Genomic DNA, 16,233 nt, shown 5'->3' on the forward strand with positions numbered 1-16,233 from the left:
TCGACAGGAACGGCGCGCTTGGCCTATGGCGCGCCATTCTTCTTTGCTAGCCAAGGTCCGTACCCCGTGAAGCACGCTCTCAACGTCACCCGCGAAAAGGATTTCGCCGCCTGGTATCAGGCCGTCATCACCGAAGCCGACATGGCCGAGGAAAGCGGCGTGCGTGGTTGCATGGTCATCCGGCCGTGGGGCTATGGTATCTGGGAGCGTATCCAGAAGCTGCTGGACGATCGCATCAAGGCGACCGGCCATGAAAATTGCTATTTCCCGCTGTTCATTCCGCTTTCCTACTTCGAGAAGGAAGCCGAGCATGTCGACGGCTTTGCCAAGGAAATGGCGGTCGTCACCCATCATCGCCTGATCCAGAAGGACGGCAAGATGGTGCCCGACCCCGAAGCGAAGCTGGAAGAGCCGCTGGTCGTGCGCCCGACATCCGAAACGGTGATCGGCGCGGCGTTCAGCCGCTGGGTGCAGAGCTGGCGCGATCTGCCGGTGCTGATCAACCAGTGGGCTAATGTCGTGCGCTGGGAAATGCGCACCCGCATGTTCCTGCGCACCGCAGAGTTCCTCTGGCAGGAAGGGCATACCGCGCACGCCACCGTCGATGAGGCGATGGAAGAAACGCTCAAGATGCTGGAAGTCTATCGCAGCTTCGCCGAAGAGTGCATTGCGCTGCCCGTGGTGGCGGGCGAGAAGCCGGAAAATGAACGCTTCCCCGGCGCGGTCGCGACCTATTCGATCGAAGCGATGATGCAGGACGGCAAGGCGTTGCAGGCCGGCACATCGCACTTCCTGGGCACGACCTTCTCTTCGGCGCAGAATATCAAGTTCCAGAATGCCGAAGGGCAACAGGAACTGGCGCAGACGACCAGCTGGGGCGTATCGACCCGGATGATCGGCGGCCTGATCATGGTGCATGGCGATGATGACGGGCTGCGCGTGCCGCCGCGCGTCGCCCCCTATCAGGTCGTGGTCGTGCCTATGCTGCGCGATAGCGAGGAAGACGCCGCGATCGTCGATTATTGCACCGATCTGGTGAACCAGTTGAACGGGCTGGACGTGTTCCGCGAACCGGTGCGCGCGCTGCTCGACAAGCGCCCGGCCAAGGCCGCGAACAAGCGCTGGGGCTGGGTCAAGAAGGGCGCGCCGATCGTGATTGAAGTGGGCGGCCGCGACGTGGCCGGCGGCAATGTTTCGGTCATCCGCCGCGATCGTCTCTATCGCGAGGATGGCAAGCTCGACAGCCAGATCGTCGCCAAGGGTGATTTCGTGGCGCAGGCGACGGCGATGCTGGAGGATATTCAGTCGTCGCTGTTCGCCGACGCCAAGGCGCGGCTGGATGGCAATATCGACAAGTCGATCACCAATCTCGACGCGCTCAAGACCTATTTCAACGCCAGCAAGAAGCCCGGCTGGGCGCTGGTCCAATGGGCCAAGCCGACCGGCGCGGAGCTGGAAAAGGTGGTGCAGTGGCTGAAGGGCGAGAAGCTGACCCTGCGCAATGTGCCGACCGACGCCGAAGCGGCGGATGGCGCGTGCATCTTCACCGGCGGTACGGCGGTTGAGCGGGTGCTGGTGGGGCGGAGCTACTGAGATTGAAAACGCCGTTCTGGTGAACCGGAGCGGCGTCGAGACTTGATAAGATTTATTGCCAGCGGGGTGGGCGTTAGCAAAGCTGCGCAGGCCCACCCCCTAGCCCGCTCCCGCCAGCGGGAGGGGGAACTAGAAGTTATAGCACATATTTGCTGAGGTCGGTGTCGTGGGCGACAGCCGACAATTGCTTATCGACATAGGCGCGGTCGATCACCAGCGTTTCGCCGCGGCGATCCTCGGCCTCGAAGCTCACATCCTCCAGCAGCTTTTCCATCACCGTCTGGAGGCGGCGGGCGCCGATATTCTCGATCTCGCTGTTCACCTCGGCTGCGATCTTCGCGACCGCGCGAATGCCTTCTGGCGTCAGGTCGATCGTCACTTCTTCCGTCGCCAACAGCGCGCGATATTGCGCGACGAGGCTGGCCTTGGTGTCGGAGAGGATCGCTACGAAATCCTCCTCGGTCAGCGCCTTCAATTCGACGCGGATCGGCAGGCGGCCCTGGAGTTCGGGCAGCAGGTCGCTGGGCTTTGCGACATGGAAGGCGCCCGACGCGATGAACAGGATATGGTCGGTCTTGAGCGGACCATATTTGGTCGATACGGTCGTCCCCTCGATCAGCGGCAGCAGGTCGCGCTGCACGCCTTCGCGGCTGACGGAACCGCCCCGCACGTCGCTGACCGCGATCTTGTCGATCTCGTCCAGGAAGACGATGCCATTCTGTTCGGCGCTGGTGATGGCGACGCGGGCGACATCATCCTGATCCAGCCGCTTGTCCTGTTCTTCCTCGACCAGCTTGTCCCAGGCGTCGGCGACACGCATCTTGCGGCGCTTCTTCTGCTGCTGGCCGAACGCCTTGGACATCATGTCGGACAGGTTGATCATGCCGACCTGACCGCCCATGCCGGGGATTTCCATCGGCATTGACGGGGCGTCGGCGACTTCGACTTCGACCTCGACCTCGTTCATCTGATCGGCTTCGATCTTTTGCCGAAAGGAAAGGCGGGTGGCCTCGCTCGCTTCCTTGCCGGTTAGCGCATCGAGCAGGCGGGCCATGGCGGCTTCGGAGGCCGCTTCGCGCACGGCTTCACGGCGGCGGTCCTTCTCCAGGCGCACGGCTTCTTCCACCAGATCGCGGACGATCTGTTCGACATCGCGGCCGACATAGCCGACTTCGGTGAACTTCGTGGCTTCCACCTTCACGAAGGGCGCGTCGGCCAGCTTGGCGAGGCGGCGGCTGATCTCTGTCTTGCCGCAGCCCGTCGGCCCGATCATCAGGATATTCTTGGGCGTCACCTCATCGCGCAGATCGGCGGGCAGATGCTGGCGGCGCCAGCGGTTGCGCAGCGCAACTGCAACGGCGCGCTTGGCGTCATGTTGGCCGATGATATGCGCGTCGAGCGCGGCGACGATGGCTTTGGGGGTCAGATTGTCGTTCATGGCGTTTTCCTAAGCCCTCTCCCGCCTTTGCGGGAGAGGGTTGGGTGAGGGTCTTGTTTCTTCGGGGTTGAGTTGGGCCGTCAGGCCCTCACCCTCCCACCGCTTTGCGGCGGGCCCCTCCCTCTCCCGCGAAAGCGGGAGAGAGGACATTAGTTCGCGCTATCCAGCGTTTCGATCGTGAGCTGGTCGTTGGTGTAGACGCAGATGTCGGCCGCCACGGCCATCGCCTTGCGGGCCAGGGTTTCGGCGTCCTGTTCATAGTCCACCAGCGCACGGGCGGCGGCGAGAGCGTAATTGCCGCCCGAGCCGATCGCGGCCACGCCGCCAAGCGGCTCCAGCACATCGCCATTGCCGGTCAGGATCAGGGTCACATCCTTGTCCGCGACGATCATCATCGCTTCCAGATTGCGCAGATATTTGTCGGTGCGCCAGTCCTTGGCCAGTTCCACGGCGGCGCGCATCAACTGGCCATTATGGCGCTCCAGCTTGGCCTCCAGCCGTTCGAACAGGGTGAAGGCGTCGGCGGTGGCGCCGGCGAAGCCGCCGATGACGCTGCCGTCATGCAGACGGCGCACCTTGCGGGCGTTGGGCTTCATCACCGTCTGACCCATGGATACCTGACCGTCGCCGGCGACGACGACCTTTCCATTCTTGCGGGCGGACATGATGGTGGTGCCGTGCCAGACCGGCATGGCGAAAGAGCTGCGTTGGTCGTTCATGGGCGGCATATGGGACGCAGCATCGCCGGGCGCAAGTCACTCCGGCCCGTACGGCGGAGCGTGTCATTTTGACGACAATATTCTTACATTTTATTCAGGAACAAATGGTACATAATTGACATTGTGCACTGCAAAACGAATGATGCCGGTGCGCAGTCGCGAAGGAGTTTCCTTATTATGTCTCTCAAGGCCAGAGCACAGGAAAAGGTCGAGCGCGCGGGCATCTCCAACTATTCGTTTGATCAGGATGTTCTGGTCATGTGCGGCCATCGCTACACGATCGAAGTGTGCGAATGCGGCGAGCCGGAATGTGACGGCGTGCGCCTGCGCAAGAACGCGACCGCCATCGGCCGCGTTCTCCAGTAACTGACTGTTTTTAGTGCATGGCGTCCTTGCCGGCGCGTCCTACTGATTCGATGTCGCGGCCGACGCCCTGCACCGTGTTGCAGGCGGCGAGGGTGGTGAGCAGCAGTCCGCCGATCAGCAGGGCAAGGGTGTGGCGCATGAAATTTCAGTCTCCGGAAGATTGTGACCCGCCTTCCATAGGCCTGCTTTGGCCATCCGCGAAAGCATTTTGCATCAAATTGATGGACATGTGTTGACAGGGCGCGCGACCGATGCCAAAGGCCGCCTCCTCCTTACAGGGGGCGCGTAGCTCAGCGGTAGAGCACACCCTTCACACGGGTGGGGTCACAGGTTCAATCCCTGTCGCGCCCACCATCCTCCAGAGAGGATGGCTGGATAGATTATTTCCCGGCATTGATCTTTTCTTGTTCGACGCGCTAAGCCTGCGCGCCATGAAGCGGTGCGTTCGCGCGCCGACCGGAAAGGATGATCATGCCCCCCTATCTGAAAGCCGGCGCAGCTCTTGGCGCGTTGTTGCTGACCTCCACCATTTCCGTTCATGCGCAGGAAAAGCTGACGCTGGAGCGTGTCTTCGCCAGCCCCGATCTGGCCGGGCCGCAGCCGCGCGCGCTGAAATTGTCGCCCGACGGGTCGCTGGTGACGCTGCTGAAACCGCGCGCCGATGAAAAGGAGCGGCTGGACCTGTGGGCGATCGACAGCAAGACCGGCGCCGAGCGGATGCTGGTCGATTCGAAGAAGACCGGCAGCGGTGCGGACCTGAGCGAAGCGGAAAAGATGCAGCGCGAGCGCGATCGCTCCGTCGCGGGCAGCACCGGCATCACCAGCTATGACTGGTCGCCCGACGGCAAGAGCATCCTGGTGCCGGTGGATGGCGACCTGTATCTGGCGGGGCTGGACGGAAAGGTCACGCGGCTGACCGATACGCCGGACGGCGAACTGAACGGCGTGGTCAGCCCAAAGGGGGGCTTCGTTTCGTTTGTGCGCGGCGGCAATCTGTTCGTGCAGGCCATGGGCGGCGCTGAACGGCAACTGACGCAGGGCGCCAGCGATACGGTCAGTTGGGGCACGGCCGAATTTGTGGCGCAGGAGGAAATGGACCGGCGCACCGGCTACTGGTGGTCGCCCGATGATGCACGCATTGCCGTCGCCCGGGTCGATGAAAGCCCGGTCGGCATCGTCACCCGCACCGCGATCGGCGGGGAGGGGACGAAGGTCTATCAGCAGCGCTATCCCGCCGCCGGCACGCCCAACGCCATCGTCGACCTCTATGTCATGACGCCGGATGGGTCTGGGCAGGTGCAGGTCGATCTGGGCGCGGACAAAGATATGTATCTGGCGCGCGTCGACTGGTCGAAGGACGGGCGGACGCTTTATGTCCAGCGCGAAAGCCGGGATCAGAAGACGCTCGACCTGCTGGCGGTCGATCCGGCGACAGGCAAGGCGAAGGTCGTGCTGACTGAAACCGCGAAAAGCTGGATCAACCTGTCGAACAATTTCCATGCGCTGGATGACGGCAGCTTTCTCTGGTGGTCGGAAAAGACCGGCCATGGCCATCTCTATCGGGTGAAGGGTAAGCAATGGACGGCGCTGACCAGCGGCGACTGGGAAGTGCGCGATGTCGTGGGCGTGGATGAGGCCAAGGGGCTGGTCTATTTCACCGGCAATCGGGAAACGCCGCTGGAGCAGCAGCTTTATGTCGCGCCGCTGGGCAAGCCCGGCAAGGCCAGCGCGCTGACGCAGCAGGGCTGGTGGAATGACGCCGTGATGGACGGCGCGGCGAGCCGGGTGGTGGTGACGCGCCAGAATGTGGATCAGCCAAAGCAGGTTTATCTGGCGGACAATGGCGGCAAGCAACTGCAATGGCTGTCGCAAAATGCGCTGACGGGCGACCATCCCTATGCCCCCTATGTCGCGGATCATGTGAAGACGACATTCGGCACGGTGAAGGCGGCGGACGGCACGACGCTCTATACCAAGATCATGACGCCGAAGATGGAGCCGGGGAAACGATACCCGGTGTTCATGATCCATTATGGCGGCCCCGGCGGCGGACGGCAGGTGACGAACACATGGTCCGGGGCGCTGAACCAATATCTGGTCGATCGCGGCTGGATCGTCTTTGCGATCGACAATCGCGGCACGCCTGATCGCGGCAAGGCGTTCGAGGATCATATCTATCACGCCATGGGCACGGTGGAGGTCGATGACCAGTTGAAGGGCGTGGAATGGCTGAAGGCGCAGCCCTTTGTCGATCCCAAGCGGATCGCCACCTATGGCTGGTCCTATGGCGGCTATATGTCGCTGAAACTGCTGGAAAAGGCGCCGGGCGTCTTTGCCGCGGCGGTCGCGGGCGCGCCGGTGACGAAGTGGCAGCTGTATGACACCCATTATACCGAACGCTATCTGGGTCAGCCGCAGGACAAGGCGAGTGCCTATCCGGCGTCGGGTGCGATTGATGAGGCGACGAAGATCGCCGATCCGCTGTTGCTGATCCATGGCATGTCGGATGACAATGTGGTGTTCGACAATGCCACCGCGCTGATGGCGAAGATGCAAGGCGCGGCGGTGCCGTTCGAGATGATGGCCTATCCAGGGCAAACCCACCGGGTCGGCGGCCCCGGCATCAGCGTCCATCTGTGGAAGACGATCGAACATTTCCTGGCCGAACATGCCGGTGGTCCTGCCGATTGACGGCCTGATGCAACAGGCATAGCCTCCCTCCATCTTCCGGGGGGAGGCTATGCATGACGACGACGGGGGAAGTCCTGCTCAATCCGGTGCGCGGCAAGGCGCGCATCGAGGTTCTCGATATTTTGCGTGGCATCGCGATACTGGGCATCTTCACGATGAACCTGCCCTTCATGGCGGGACCAAGCGAATTGATGCTGCGCGATTTTCGGCAGATCGGCTGGGAACCGGCGGATCGAACCGCGTGGAGCATCATCCAGATCTTCTGGGAAGGGACGCAGCGCGGGCTGCTGGAATTCCTGTTCGGCGCGGCGCTGATGATGCTGGCGGCCAAGGCGATGAAGCCCGACGGGCCGGTGGCGGTCGCCGACCTCTATATCCGCAGGGCGCTGTGGCTGTTGCTGTTCGGGCTGGTCGATGTCTTCATTCTGCTCTGGCCGGGCGATATTTTGCATGTCTATGCGCTGGCCGCCCTGTTCCTGTTTCCTTTCCGCCATTTGCGGCCGCGGGTGCTGATCCCGCTGGGGCTGATTTTTGCCACCGCCATCGCGGTCTTTGCCGGATTCCAATATGCCGAGCGCGTGTCGCTGGTCGCCAGCGTCCAGACGGCGCAGCAGCATCAGGCGCAGGGCAAGCCGCTCGACAAGGCGGACAAGAAGGCGATGGAGGAATGGCAGAAGAAGCTGGACCGTTTCAAGATCGACAAGGAAACACGGGAGAAGGCTGAGGCGGAGAGCAAGGCGCGCAGCGGCGACTATGTCGGCTATGCGACCTATTTGTGGGGCGCCTGGCTGACCTTCGCGGGGAAGGGCGCCATTTACATGGGCGTGGCCGAAGCCTTTTGCGCGATGCTGATCGGCATCGCCTTATGGAAAATGGGGATCATACAGGGGCAGCGATCGACCCGCTTTTACCTGATCATGGCGCTGGTCACTTATGGCTTTGGCCTGGGCGCCCGCGCATTGGGCGTGACGGAAATGCTGGCGTTTCAGCCCATCCCCAAGACAATCTGGATCACCAACGAATATGCGCGGATTGCCGTGTCGCTGGGCCATGTGGCGCTGGTCAACCTGCTGGTGCGGTTCCGCGTCAGCCATGCGATATTGAAGCCGTTCGTCGCGGCCGGGCAGGTCGCCTTCTCGCTCTATTTTCTGGAGCAGATCATCGGCATCAACCTCCTCTTCTCTCCGGCTGCGCTGGGATTGAAGGGGGTGTTCGGCTGGGCGACATTATGGGGCTGGGCCACGGGCATAGCGTTGTTGCTGTTGCTGCTGGCCAATATCTGGACCCGCTATTTCATCAGCGGGCCGATGGAATGGGCCTGGCGTTCGCTTGCCTATTGGCGGCGCCAGCCCTTTCGCAGGGGGCCGGAATGACCTTTATCGCCAGGCGTGGAAGATCGCCCGGCGATACCGATCCTTCTTGCGGAAATGCATGGCCCATTTACGCCAGCCCTGATTGTCGAGCGCCTCCGGCAGCACCTGAAAGCGGGTGAAGCCGAAACGCCGGCACATTTCGCGCAGCGCCAGGATGTTGGGCGCCCAATAGTTGGTGGAGTCGCGGTCCAGTTCCAGTTCGGTGAACAGCCGCATTGCCGGCACCGGCTCATGGCGCAGCGCCGTCACCGTCTCGATCACCAGATGATCGCGGCTCATCGCGGCGGCGGCCTCCAGCGTGCGATAGGGATCGGTGACATGGTAGAGCACGCCCAGCAGCAGCACCATGTCGAACTGGCCGAGATCCTCCACCCGGTGATCGGCCACGTCCAGATCCAGCGACCGGACCTGCGAGCCGAAGCGGGCATGGGCATGGTCGAAACCGCGCTTGTCGCCCCAGCCTTCGCCCGACCAGCAAAAATGGTCGGTCGCCAGCACGCTTGCCGCGCCGCGCCTTTCGGCCTGGAAGGAAAAGAAGCCGTCCCACGCGCCAATATCCAGCACGCTCTTGCCGGCAAGCGGCGTCGGGAAGATCAGATCGGCTTCTTCCTGAAGCGATTCCAGCGGTTTGATGCCATCCACCCGTTCGCCATCGGGAAAGGCGAAGCTGTGGAACCATTGGTCGGGCTGGGGCGGCAACATGGCGGACTGCATCAAAGGGGCATGTTTCCATTCATGGAGGATGAGGGGCTTCCCTAGCTGCGCTGGCCCCGTGTGGCAATGCGCGCAACTTTCTGCCGCAAAAGCCCTTCTTTCTGGACAAACGCGGCAGTATCGCTATGGCGCGCACTCCGCAATATTGCGTTGGAGTGGAGACTTTAGTCATGGGTTACAAGGTCGTCGTCGTTGGTGCCACCGGTAATGTGGGCCGCGAGATGCTGACCATTCTCGCCGAACGCGAGTTCCCGATTGACGAGATCGCGGCGGTTGCATCGCCCCGGTCGCAGGGCACCGACATTGAGTTCGGTGACACCGGCAAGATTCTCAAATGCAAAAATATTGAACATTTCGACTTCACCGGATGGGACATCGCCCTGTTCGCCGCAGGCAGCGGCCCGACGGCCGAATATGCGCCCAAGGCGGCGGCGGCCGGCTGCGTGGTGATCGACAATAGCTCGCTCTATCGCATGGACCCGGACGTTCCGCTGATCGTGCCCGAAGTGAACCCGGACGCGATCGACGGCTATACGAAGAAGAACATCATCGCCAACCCCAACTGCTCGACCGCGCAGATGGTCGTGGCGCTGAAGCCCCTGCATGACGCCGCGAAGATCAAGCGCGTGGTCGTGTCGACCTATCAGTCGGTGTCCGGCGCGGGCAAGGCCGGCATGGACGAGCTGTTCGAACAGTCGCGCAACATCTTCGTCGGCGATCCGGCCGAGCCGAAGAAGTTCACCAAGCAGATCGCCTTCAACGTGATCCCGCATATCGACGTTTTCCTGGACGATGGTTCGACCAAGGAAGAATGGAAGATGGTCGCGGAAACCAAGAAGATCCTCGATCCCAAGGTGAAGGTGACGGCGACCTGCGTGCGCGTGCCGGTGTTCGTCGGCCATTCGGAATCGATCAATCTGGAGTTCGAGAACGAACTGTCGGCCGAGGAAGCGCAGAATATCCTGCGCGAAGCCCCGGGCGTCATGCTGGTCGATAAGCGCGAGGACGGCGGCTATATCACCCCGATCGAATGCGTCGGCGATTTCGCGACCTTCATCAGCCGCGTGCGGGAAGATTCTACCATCGACAATGGTCTGAACCTGTGGTGCGTCAGCGACAATCTGCGCAAGGGCGCGGCGCTGAATGCTGTGCAGATCGCCGAACTGCTGGGTCGACGCCACCTCAAGAAGGGCTGATCCCAGCTTAATTCGTCAAGACGCCGTCGCAACCCAATGTTGCGGCGGCGTTTTTGATTCTGCGGACATGCTCTTGCGCCGTGGGGACTGACGCCATATCGGCGAAGCACGCCGTTACAAGGAATTGCCCCGATGACCGACCTCAACATCGAACGCCATGACATTCAGGGCCGGGATGGCTTGCCGATCGCGGTGCATGTGGTGGGCGCCAAGACCGATGAAACTCGCGATCTGGTCCTGATCCACGGCTATTTTTCGAACGCCTGGACCAACTGGATTCGCTATGGCCATGCGGAAAAGCTGGTGGCGGCCGGTTTTCGCCTGATCCTGCCGGACCTGCGCGGCCATGGCGAAAGCGCCAAGCCGCATGACGCCGCCGCATATCCGCCCGACGCGCTGACCGATGACAATCTGGCGCTGGTCGAGCAGATGGGGCTGACCGACTATGATCTGGGCGGCTATTCGCTGGGCGCGCGGACGACGGTGCGGATGCTGGCGCGCGGGGCGACGCCACGTCGCGTGATCCTGGCCGGCATGGGGCTGCGGGGCCTCACAAAAACGCTCGACAAGGGTGGCTATTACAAGAATGTTCTCACTAACCTGGGCACGTTCGAGCGTGGCACGTCCGAATGGATGACCGAGGCGTTTTTGAAGACCACCAAGGGCGATCCGGTGGCGATGCTCAATATCCTGAACACCTTTGTCGATACGCCCGAAGAGGTGATCGCCGGTTTCCAGCAGCCGACGGAGGTGATTTGCGGCGCGGACGATCAGGATAATGGCATTGCGCAGGAACTGGTCGAAACATTGCCGAACGGTCGCTATGTCGAGGTGCCGGGCAATCATATGAATGCCGTGACGCGCAAGGAACTGGGACAGGCGATGGTCGATTTTCTGACCGCTTGACTGTATCGTCAGACCAAGTCACCTTTCCCCTATAAGCCAATAGGGGACCATCATGAAAATCGCTATTTCCATGGCTGCGCTTGCCGTTGCCATCGTTGCTTCGCCGGTGATGGCGCAGCAGGCGGCGTCCGCAAATTCCGCGGCTGTGCCGACCGCTGCCGAGGCAGAAGATTTCCTGGCCAAGGCGGAAAAGAGCCTGTTCGACCAGTCGATCGTGAGCGGCCGGGCAGCATGGATCAACGCGACCTACATCACCGACGATACCGATGCGATCGCATCCTATTTCGGGGCGATCGATACCAAGCAGCGGGTCGATTATGCGCTGGAGGCGGCGAAATATGCGGCCGCGCCGGGCCTGAGCGAAGAGACGAAGCGCCGGCTGACGCTGTTGCGCACCGCGCTGACCCTGCCTGCGCCGACGACGCCGGGGGCGGCGGAAGAGTTGAACGATCTCGCGACCCGGCTCCAGTCGGCCTATGGCAAGGGCAAGGGGACGCTGAAAGGGCAGCCGATCAACGGCAGCGACATCGAAGAACAGATGGGGGAAAATCGCAACCCCGAAGAACTGAAGGAAATGTGGGTCAGTTGGCATGACAATGTCGGCGCGCCGATGCGACAGGATTACGCCAAGCTGGTCAGCATCGCCAATGCCGGGTCGAAGGAACTGGGCTTTGCCGATACGGGCGCGATGTGGCGGTCCAAATATGACATGCCGGCCGATGATTTCGCCAAGCTGACCGACAAGATCTGGGCGGAGGTGAAGCCGCTGTATGACGAACTGCATTGCTACACCCGCACCAAGCTGAATGAACAATATGGCGATGCGGTGCAGGCGAAGACGGGACCGATCCGCGCCGACCTGCTGGGCAATATGTGGGCGCAGGAATGGGGCAATATCTACAGCATCGTCGCCCCGAAGGCGCGGGCGACCTGGGCTATGACACGACCGACCTGCTGAAGGCCAAGGGATATGACCCGGTCAAGATGGTGAAGGCGGGCGAGGGCTTCTACAGCTCGCTGGGCTTCGAAGCGTTGCCGCAGACCTTCTGGGATCGTTCGCAGATCACCAAGCCGCGCGACCGCGAAGTCGTGTGCCATGCGTCGGCCTGGGATCTGGACAACAAGAACGACATCCGCATCAAGATGTGCACGAAGGTCAATGGCGACGATTTCGTGACGATCCATCATGAGCTGGGCCATAATTATTATCAGCGCGCCTATCAGGTGCAGAAGCCGCTTTATCTGGACGGCGCAAACGACGGTTTCCATGAGGCGATCGGCGATTTCGTGGCGCTGTCTATCACGCCCGACTATCTGGTGAAGATCGGCCTGCTCGACCCCGCCAAGGTGCCGGGGGCGGACAAGGATCTGGGCCTGTTGCTGCGGCAGGCGATGGACAAGGTCGCGTTCCTGCCGTTCGGCCTGCTGATCGACAAATGGCGCTGGGGCGTGTTCGACGGATCGATTCCGCAGAGCCAGTATGAAAAGAGCTGGACCGACCTGCGCCTGAAATATCAGGGCATCATTCCGCCTGTGTCCCGCGACGAGACGAAGTTCGACGCCGGCGGCAAATATCATATTCCGGGCAATACGCCCTATACGCGTTACTTCCTGGCGCGTGTTCTTCAGTTCCAATTCTATGAGGCGGCGTGCAAGCAGGCCGGATGGAAGGGGCCGCTGCACCGTTGCTCCTTCTATGGAAACAAGGAAGTAGGGGCCAAACTTAACGCCATGCTGGAAATGGGCGCATCAAAGCCCTGGCCCGATGCGCTGCAAGCCTTCACCGGCAGCCGTGACATGTCCGGCAAGGCGCTGGTCAATTATTTCGCGCCATTGCAGAAGTGGTTGATTGCGCAGAATAAAGGCAAGTCCTGCGGCTGGTAAGTTGCAGTAAATCTTGGTAAATGGCTGGCCCATGAACGCGCCAGCCATTCTCCTGTCCCTGCTTTTTGGCACCGCCACCGTGATGACGGTGGCGTTGACCGTGGCCTGGCTGCATTTTGGCCGACAGCGCCATGTCCTGACCTGGACCGCATCCTATGCAGTCGGCATGCTGCAATGGATGGCCAATGCCGGCGGCTTTTTTCTGAAAAGTCCCGGCTGGTTCATCCTGACCGGCGTGGGGCTGATCATCAGCGGATCGTTGCTGGCGATCGGCGTGCGGCAGCGGTCGGGCAAGCCGCTGCGCCTGGCGGCATTCGCGATACCCGCTGCGCTGGCGACGCTGGGAATGGCGCTGGCGATCGGACCATTGGCCAGTCAGATCATGCAGGGGTTCATCATCCCGGCTTATGTCGGGGTGTTGCTGGCGGTTAGCGCGGCGTCGCTCTGGCCCAAGGGGCGCCGGTTCACGCCGCCCGAACTGGTTTTCTTCATCGCACTTTCTGCCTTCGTCGTCGTTCAGCTTGCGCTTGCCGGATCGGCGACGCTGATCCGTGGCCCGGAACTGGGCAAGGATCTGTATCGGCTGATCTTCAGCATCTTCATGCCGACCATCTATGTCGCCACCGCCGTTACGGCCGTATTGGTGGTGGCGGGCGACCTGGCCCAGGAATTGCGGCGGCAGATGCGCCATGATCCGCTGACGCAGGTGCTCAACCGGCGAGGGCTGGATGAAGCGGCGGTGCAGGCGATCGCGCAGGCCCGCCGACACAAAAGGCGGCTGGCGCTGGTGGTCTGCGATCTGGACGGGTTCAAGGCGCTAAATGACGGCCATGGCCATATTGCCGGCGATCAGGCGTTGCGCGGCTTTGCGCAACTGCTGGTCAGCGCCGTGCGCCGGGGCGACGTAGTCGGCCGCATGGGCGGCGATGAGTTCGGCCTGCTGCTGCTGGACAGCGCCGCGTCGGCGGCGGCCGATGTGATGGAGCGGGTGCGGATCGAGCTGGCGCATCTCGTGCTGCCCGGCGTTCCCGTCACCGGGCTGCGCGCCAGTTTCGGGGTGGCCGACCTGATCGCCACCGACCGGCAGCTGGAGGATATGGTCGCCCGCGCCGATGCGGCCCTTTACGCCGCCAAGAAGGACGGCAAGGACCGCATCAGCATCTGGAGCGACGCCGCCTGATCGAAGGCGGTTAACTTAACGGAAGGGCGGTTCGTTGAAGGCGCGCAGCTTGCGGCTGTGCAATTTCGCCCCTTCCTGACGCAGCAGTTCGCAGGTCATCAGGCCCACGCGCAGATGGCCGGCGATGGCTTCCTCATAGAAGCGGTTGGCCTGTCCGGGCAGTTTGAGTTCGCCATGGATCGGCTTGTCGGACACGCAGAGCAACGTGCCATAGGGGACGCGGAAGCGATAGCCCTGCGCCGCGATGGTGGCCGACTCCATGTCGATGCCGACCGCGCGGGACAGGCTGAAACGCAGGGCCGAACTGGAATAGCGCAGTTCCCAGTTGCGATCGTCGGTGGTGACGACGGTGCCGGTGCGCAAGCGACGCTTGAAATCCTCCGGGTCGCCGCCGCCCAGAACGGATTCAGCCGCGCTGGCCATGGCGACCTGTACTTCGGCGATGGCGGGCACCGGGATTTCGGGCGGCAACATTTCGTCCAGCACATGATCGTCGCGCAGATAGGCATGGGCCAGCACATAATCGCCGATCCGCTGGCTGGGGCGCAGGCCGCCGCAATGGCCGATCATCAGCCAGGCTTCGGGGCGAACCACGGCCAGATGGTCGCAGATCGTCTTGGCATTGGACGGGCCGACGCCGATATTGACCAGGGTGATGCCGCTGCGGTCGGGCGCGATCAGGTGATAGGCCGGCATCTGATGCTTGCGCCAGGCGCTGTCGGCGATCATGCCGTGCGGATCGGCGGTTTCGGGCGTCACATAGACTCCGCCAGCGCCGGACAGGGCCGTGAAGCGGCTGCCTTCCTGCTGCAATTCGGCGCAGGCCCAGGCGACGAATTCGTCGACATAGCGATGATAGTTGGTGAACAATATGTAGCGTTGCACATGTTCAGCCGGCGTGCCGGTATAATGTTTCAGCCGCGCCAGCGAGAAATCGGTGCGCAGCCCGTCGAACAGGGCCAGAGGCCGGTCGCCCTCCGCATCGGGAATGAACAGGCCGTCGGCGATTTCGTCGCCGATTTCCGCCAGTTCGGTCGCGGGGAAATGGCGCGCAAGTTCCGTTGGCGGCGTGCCATCCAGCGCGTTGATGTCCAGCCCGTCGAGCACATAGGGGAAGGGGATTTGCTGATCGGACAGGCCGACCTCCACTTCGACGCCATAGTCGCGCACCAGCAGATCGACCTGTTCGCAGAGATAATCGGCGAACATGGCCGGGCGGGTGATGGTGGTGACGTAGCGGCCCGGCTTTGACAGGCGGGCGAAGGAGCGGCCCGGAGGCGGCGCGCCGCTGTCATCGCGATAGGTGATCCGCAATTCGGGATAGCAATAGCGCCGGTCGGCGCGTGCTTCGGGCGGCGGCAGGCTGCCGTCGCGAGCGTAGGCGCGCATGGCGTCCCGCAGATTTTCAATGGATGTCTGATAGATGCGGTCCAGTTGCGCGACCGTTGCGCTGCCGATGCTTTGTGTCATCGCCCCCTGTTACCGTGTTTGCATGACGGAAGGAAGACGGCGAATGGCGCGCCGGGACAAGATATTCCGGCGCGCGATAAATCGGTTTTTTAGAGCTGGCCGAGCATATAGTCGGCAGAGGAGACTTTGAAGTCGCCGGCGGCTTCGACGTTCAGTTCCTCGACCACGCCATCCTTGACGATCATCGAGAAGCGCTGGCCGCGCGTGCCGAGGCCGAACTTGCTGCCGTCCATGGTCAGGCCCACGGCCTTGGCGAAATCGCCATTGCCGTCGGCAAGCATCGTGACCTTGCCGTCCGCGCCGGCCGACTTGCCCCATGCGCCCATGACGAAGGCGTCGTTGACGGCGGTGCAGGCGATGTCGTCCACGCCCTTGCTCTTGAGTTCTTCCGCCTTGTCGATGAAGCCGGGCAGATGCTTGGCCGAGCAGGTCGGCGTGAAGGCGCCGGGCACGGAGAAGATGGCGATGGTCTTGCCGGCGAAATAGTCTTCCGATGCGACGGCTTCGGGGCCGTTTTCGGTCATCTTGGTGAAGGTGGTGGTGGGAAGGCGATCGCCCTTGGTGATGGTCATGGCTTTTCTCCTGGCCTGTAACGCGGGCGGAGGTCGGCGCTGGCGGCTTTCCTGTCAAGACCGGGTGGCAGGAATATGTCGCGCCGCCTTCCCCATGCGACCGCTCGTCCTTGGCAAGGGGCTGCGACGGG

Annotated in this window: 13 protein-coding genes, 1 tRNA gene and 1 pseudogene; 9 read left to right on the top strand and 6 right to left on the bottom strand. The window is 62.3% G+C overall.

All coding sequences use genetic code 11. From position 1 onward, the window contains the following. Window positions 1–66: 66 nt before the first annotated feature. Window positions 67–1,593 carry a proline--tRNA ligase gene (proS, locus tag ACFOKF_RS09660; RefSeq protein WP_380795361.1) on the top strand — a complete coding sequence of 509 codons (1,527 nt, stop codon included), beginning with the start codon at window positions 67–69 and terminating at the stop codon, window positions 1,591–1,593. A 136-nt stretch (window positions 1,594–1,729) separates the two neighbouring features. Here the strand turns inward: proS and hslU are convergent, their stop codons facing one another. Together hslU and hslV are read right to left on the bottom strand one after the other, a co-directional pair. Beyond that, on the bottom strand, window positions 1,730–3,031 hold the full coding sequence (gene hslU / locus ACFOKF_RS09665) for an ATP-dependent protease ATPase subunit HslU (RefSeq protein WP_380795362.1): 1,302 nt from the start codon (window positions 3,029–3,031) through the stop codon (window positions 1,730–1,732). A gap of 149 nt (window positions 3,032–3,180) precedes the next feature. Continuing rightward, window positions 3,181–3,723, bottom strand: a complete 543-nt coding sequence (hslV, locus tag ACFOKF_RS09670) for an ATP-dependent protease subunit HslV (protein WP_380797733.1) — start codon at window positions 3,721–3,723, stop codon at window positions 3,181–3,183. Between the two features lie 204 nt (window positions 3,724–3,927). Between hslV and ACFOKF_RS09675 the strand changes: the two genes are divergently transcribed. Further along, window positions 3,928–4,116, top strand: coding sequence for a hypothetical protein (locus tag ACFOKF_RS09675; protein ID WP_380795363.1), 189 nt, complete (start codon window positions 3,928–3,930; stop codon window positions 4,114–4,116). Window positions 4,117–4,126: 10 nt separating this feature from the next. On the opposite strand, the gene ACFOKF_RS09680 is transcribed toward ACFOKF_RS09675, so the two are convergent. Continuing rightward, window positions 4,127–4,255 (bottom strand): entericidin A/B family lipoprotein, encoded by a 129-nt coding sequence (locus tag ACFOKF_RS09680; RefSeq protein WP_380795365.1) that lies wholly within the window; start codon window positions 4,253–4,255, stop codon window positions 4,127–4,129. A 140-nt stretch (window positions 4,256–4,395) separates the two neighbouring features. Here ACFOKF_RS09680 and ACFOKF_RS09685 point away from each other — a divergent pair. The 3 genes from ACFOKF_RS09685 to ACFOKF_RS09695 all read left to right on the top strand — a co-directional run bounded on the left by ACFOKF_RS09685 (window position 4,396) and on the right by ACFOKF_RS09695 (window position 8,180). Next, window positions 4,396–4,470: transfer RNA gene (locus tag ACFOKF_RS09685), tRNA-Val, on the top strand. Window positions 4,471–4,587: 117 nt separating this feature from the next. Continuing rightward, window positions 4,588–6,807 (top strand): S9 family peptidase, encoded by a 2,220-nt coding sequence (locus ACFOKF_RS09690; RefSeq protein WP_380795367.1) that lies wholly within the window; start codon window positions 4,588–4,590, stop codon window positions 6,805–6,807. 53 nt (window positions 6,808–6,860) lie between these two features. After that, window positions 6,861–8,180 carry a DUF418 domain-containing protein gene (locus ACFOKF_RS09695; RefSeq protein WP_380795369.1) on the top strand — a complete coding sequence of 440 codons (1,320 nt, stop codon included), beginning with the start codon at window positions 6,861–6,863 and terminating at the stop codon, window positions 8,178–8,180. Window positions 8,181–8,183: 3 nt separating this feature from the next. Here ACFOKF_RS09695 and ACFOKF_RS09700 read toward each other — a convergent pair whose 3' ends face one another. After that, a complete protein-coding gene (locus ACFOKF_RS09700; protein WP_380795371.1) occupies window positions 8,184–8,894 on the bottom strand; it encodes a class I SAM-dependent methyltransferase in 711 nt (236 codons plus the stop codon). 170 nt (window positions 8,895–9,064) lie between these two features. Here ACFOKF_RS09700 and ACFOKF_RS09705 point away from each other — a divergent pair, with 170 nt between their 5' ends. The 4 genes and pseudogenes from ACFOKF_RS09705 to ACFOKF_RS09720 all read left to right on the top strand — a co-directional run bounded on the left by ACFOKF_RS09705 (window position 9,065) and on the right by ACFOKF_RS09720 (window position 14,060). After that, on the top strand, window positions 9,065–10,090 hold the full coding sequence (locus tag ACFOKF_RS09705; RefSeq protein ID WP_298396887.1) for an aspartate-semialdehyde dehydrogenase: 1,026 nt from the start codon (window positions 9,065–9,067) through the stop codon (window positions 10,088–10,090). Window positions 10,091–10,222: 132 nt separating this feature from the next. Then, window positions 10,223–10,996 carry an alpha/beta fold hydrolase gene (locus ACFOKF_RS09710; protein WP_380795373.1) on the top strand — a complete coding sequence of 258 codons (774 nt, stop codon included), beginning with the start codon at window positions 10,223–10,225 and terminating at the stop codon, window positions 10,994–10,996. Between the two features lie 52 nt (window positions 10,997–11,048). Continuing rightward, window positions 11,049–12,880: pseudogene (locus ACFOKF_RS09715) on the top strand (M2 family metallopeptidase). A 31-nt stretch (window positions 12,881–12,911) separates the two neighbouring features. Then, the gene (locus ACFOKF_RS09720; RefSeq protein ID WP_380795375.1) at window positions 12,912–14,060 is read left to right on the top strand and encodes a GGDEF domain-containing protein; all 1,149 of its coding nucleotides are present in this window, start codon (window positions 12,912–12,914) and stop codon (window positions 14,058–14,060) included. A 15-nt stretch (window positions 14,061–14,075) separates the two neighbouring features. On the opposite strand, the gene ACFOKF_RS09725 is transcribed toward ACFOKF_RS09720, so the two are convergent. After that, on the bottom strand, window positions 14,076–15,530 hold the full coding sequence (locus tag ACFOKF_RS09725; protein ID WP_380795377.1) for an AMP nucleosidase: 1,455 nt from the start codon (window positions 15,528–15,530) through the stop codon (window positions 14,076–14,078). Between the two features lie 89 nt (window positions 15,531–15,619). After that, window positions 15,620–16,102 (bottom strand): peroxiredoxin, encoded by a 483-nt coding sequence (locus tag ACFOKF_RS09730; protein WP_298397255.1) that lies wholly within the window; start codon window positions 16,100–16,102, stop codon window positions 15,620–15,622. Window positions 16,103–16,233 lie beyond the last annotated feature (131 nt).

The organism is Sphingobium rhizovicinum (genome assembly GCF_042647625.1).
GTDB classification, from domain to species: domain Bacteria; phylum Pseudomonadota; class Alphaproteobacteria; order Sphingomonadales; family Sphingomonadaceae; genus Sphingobium; species Sphingobium rhizovicinum.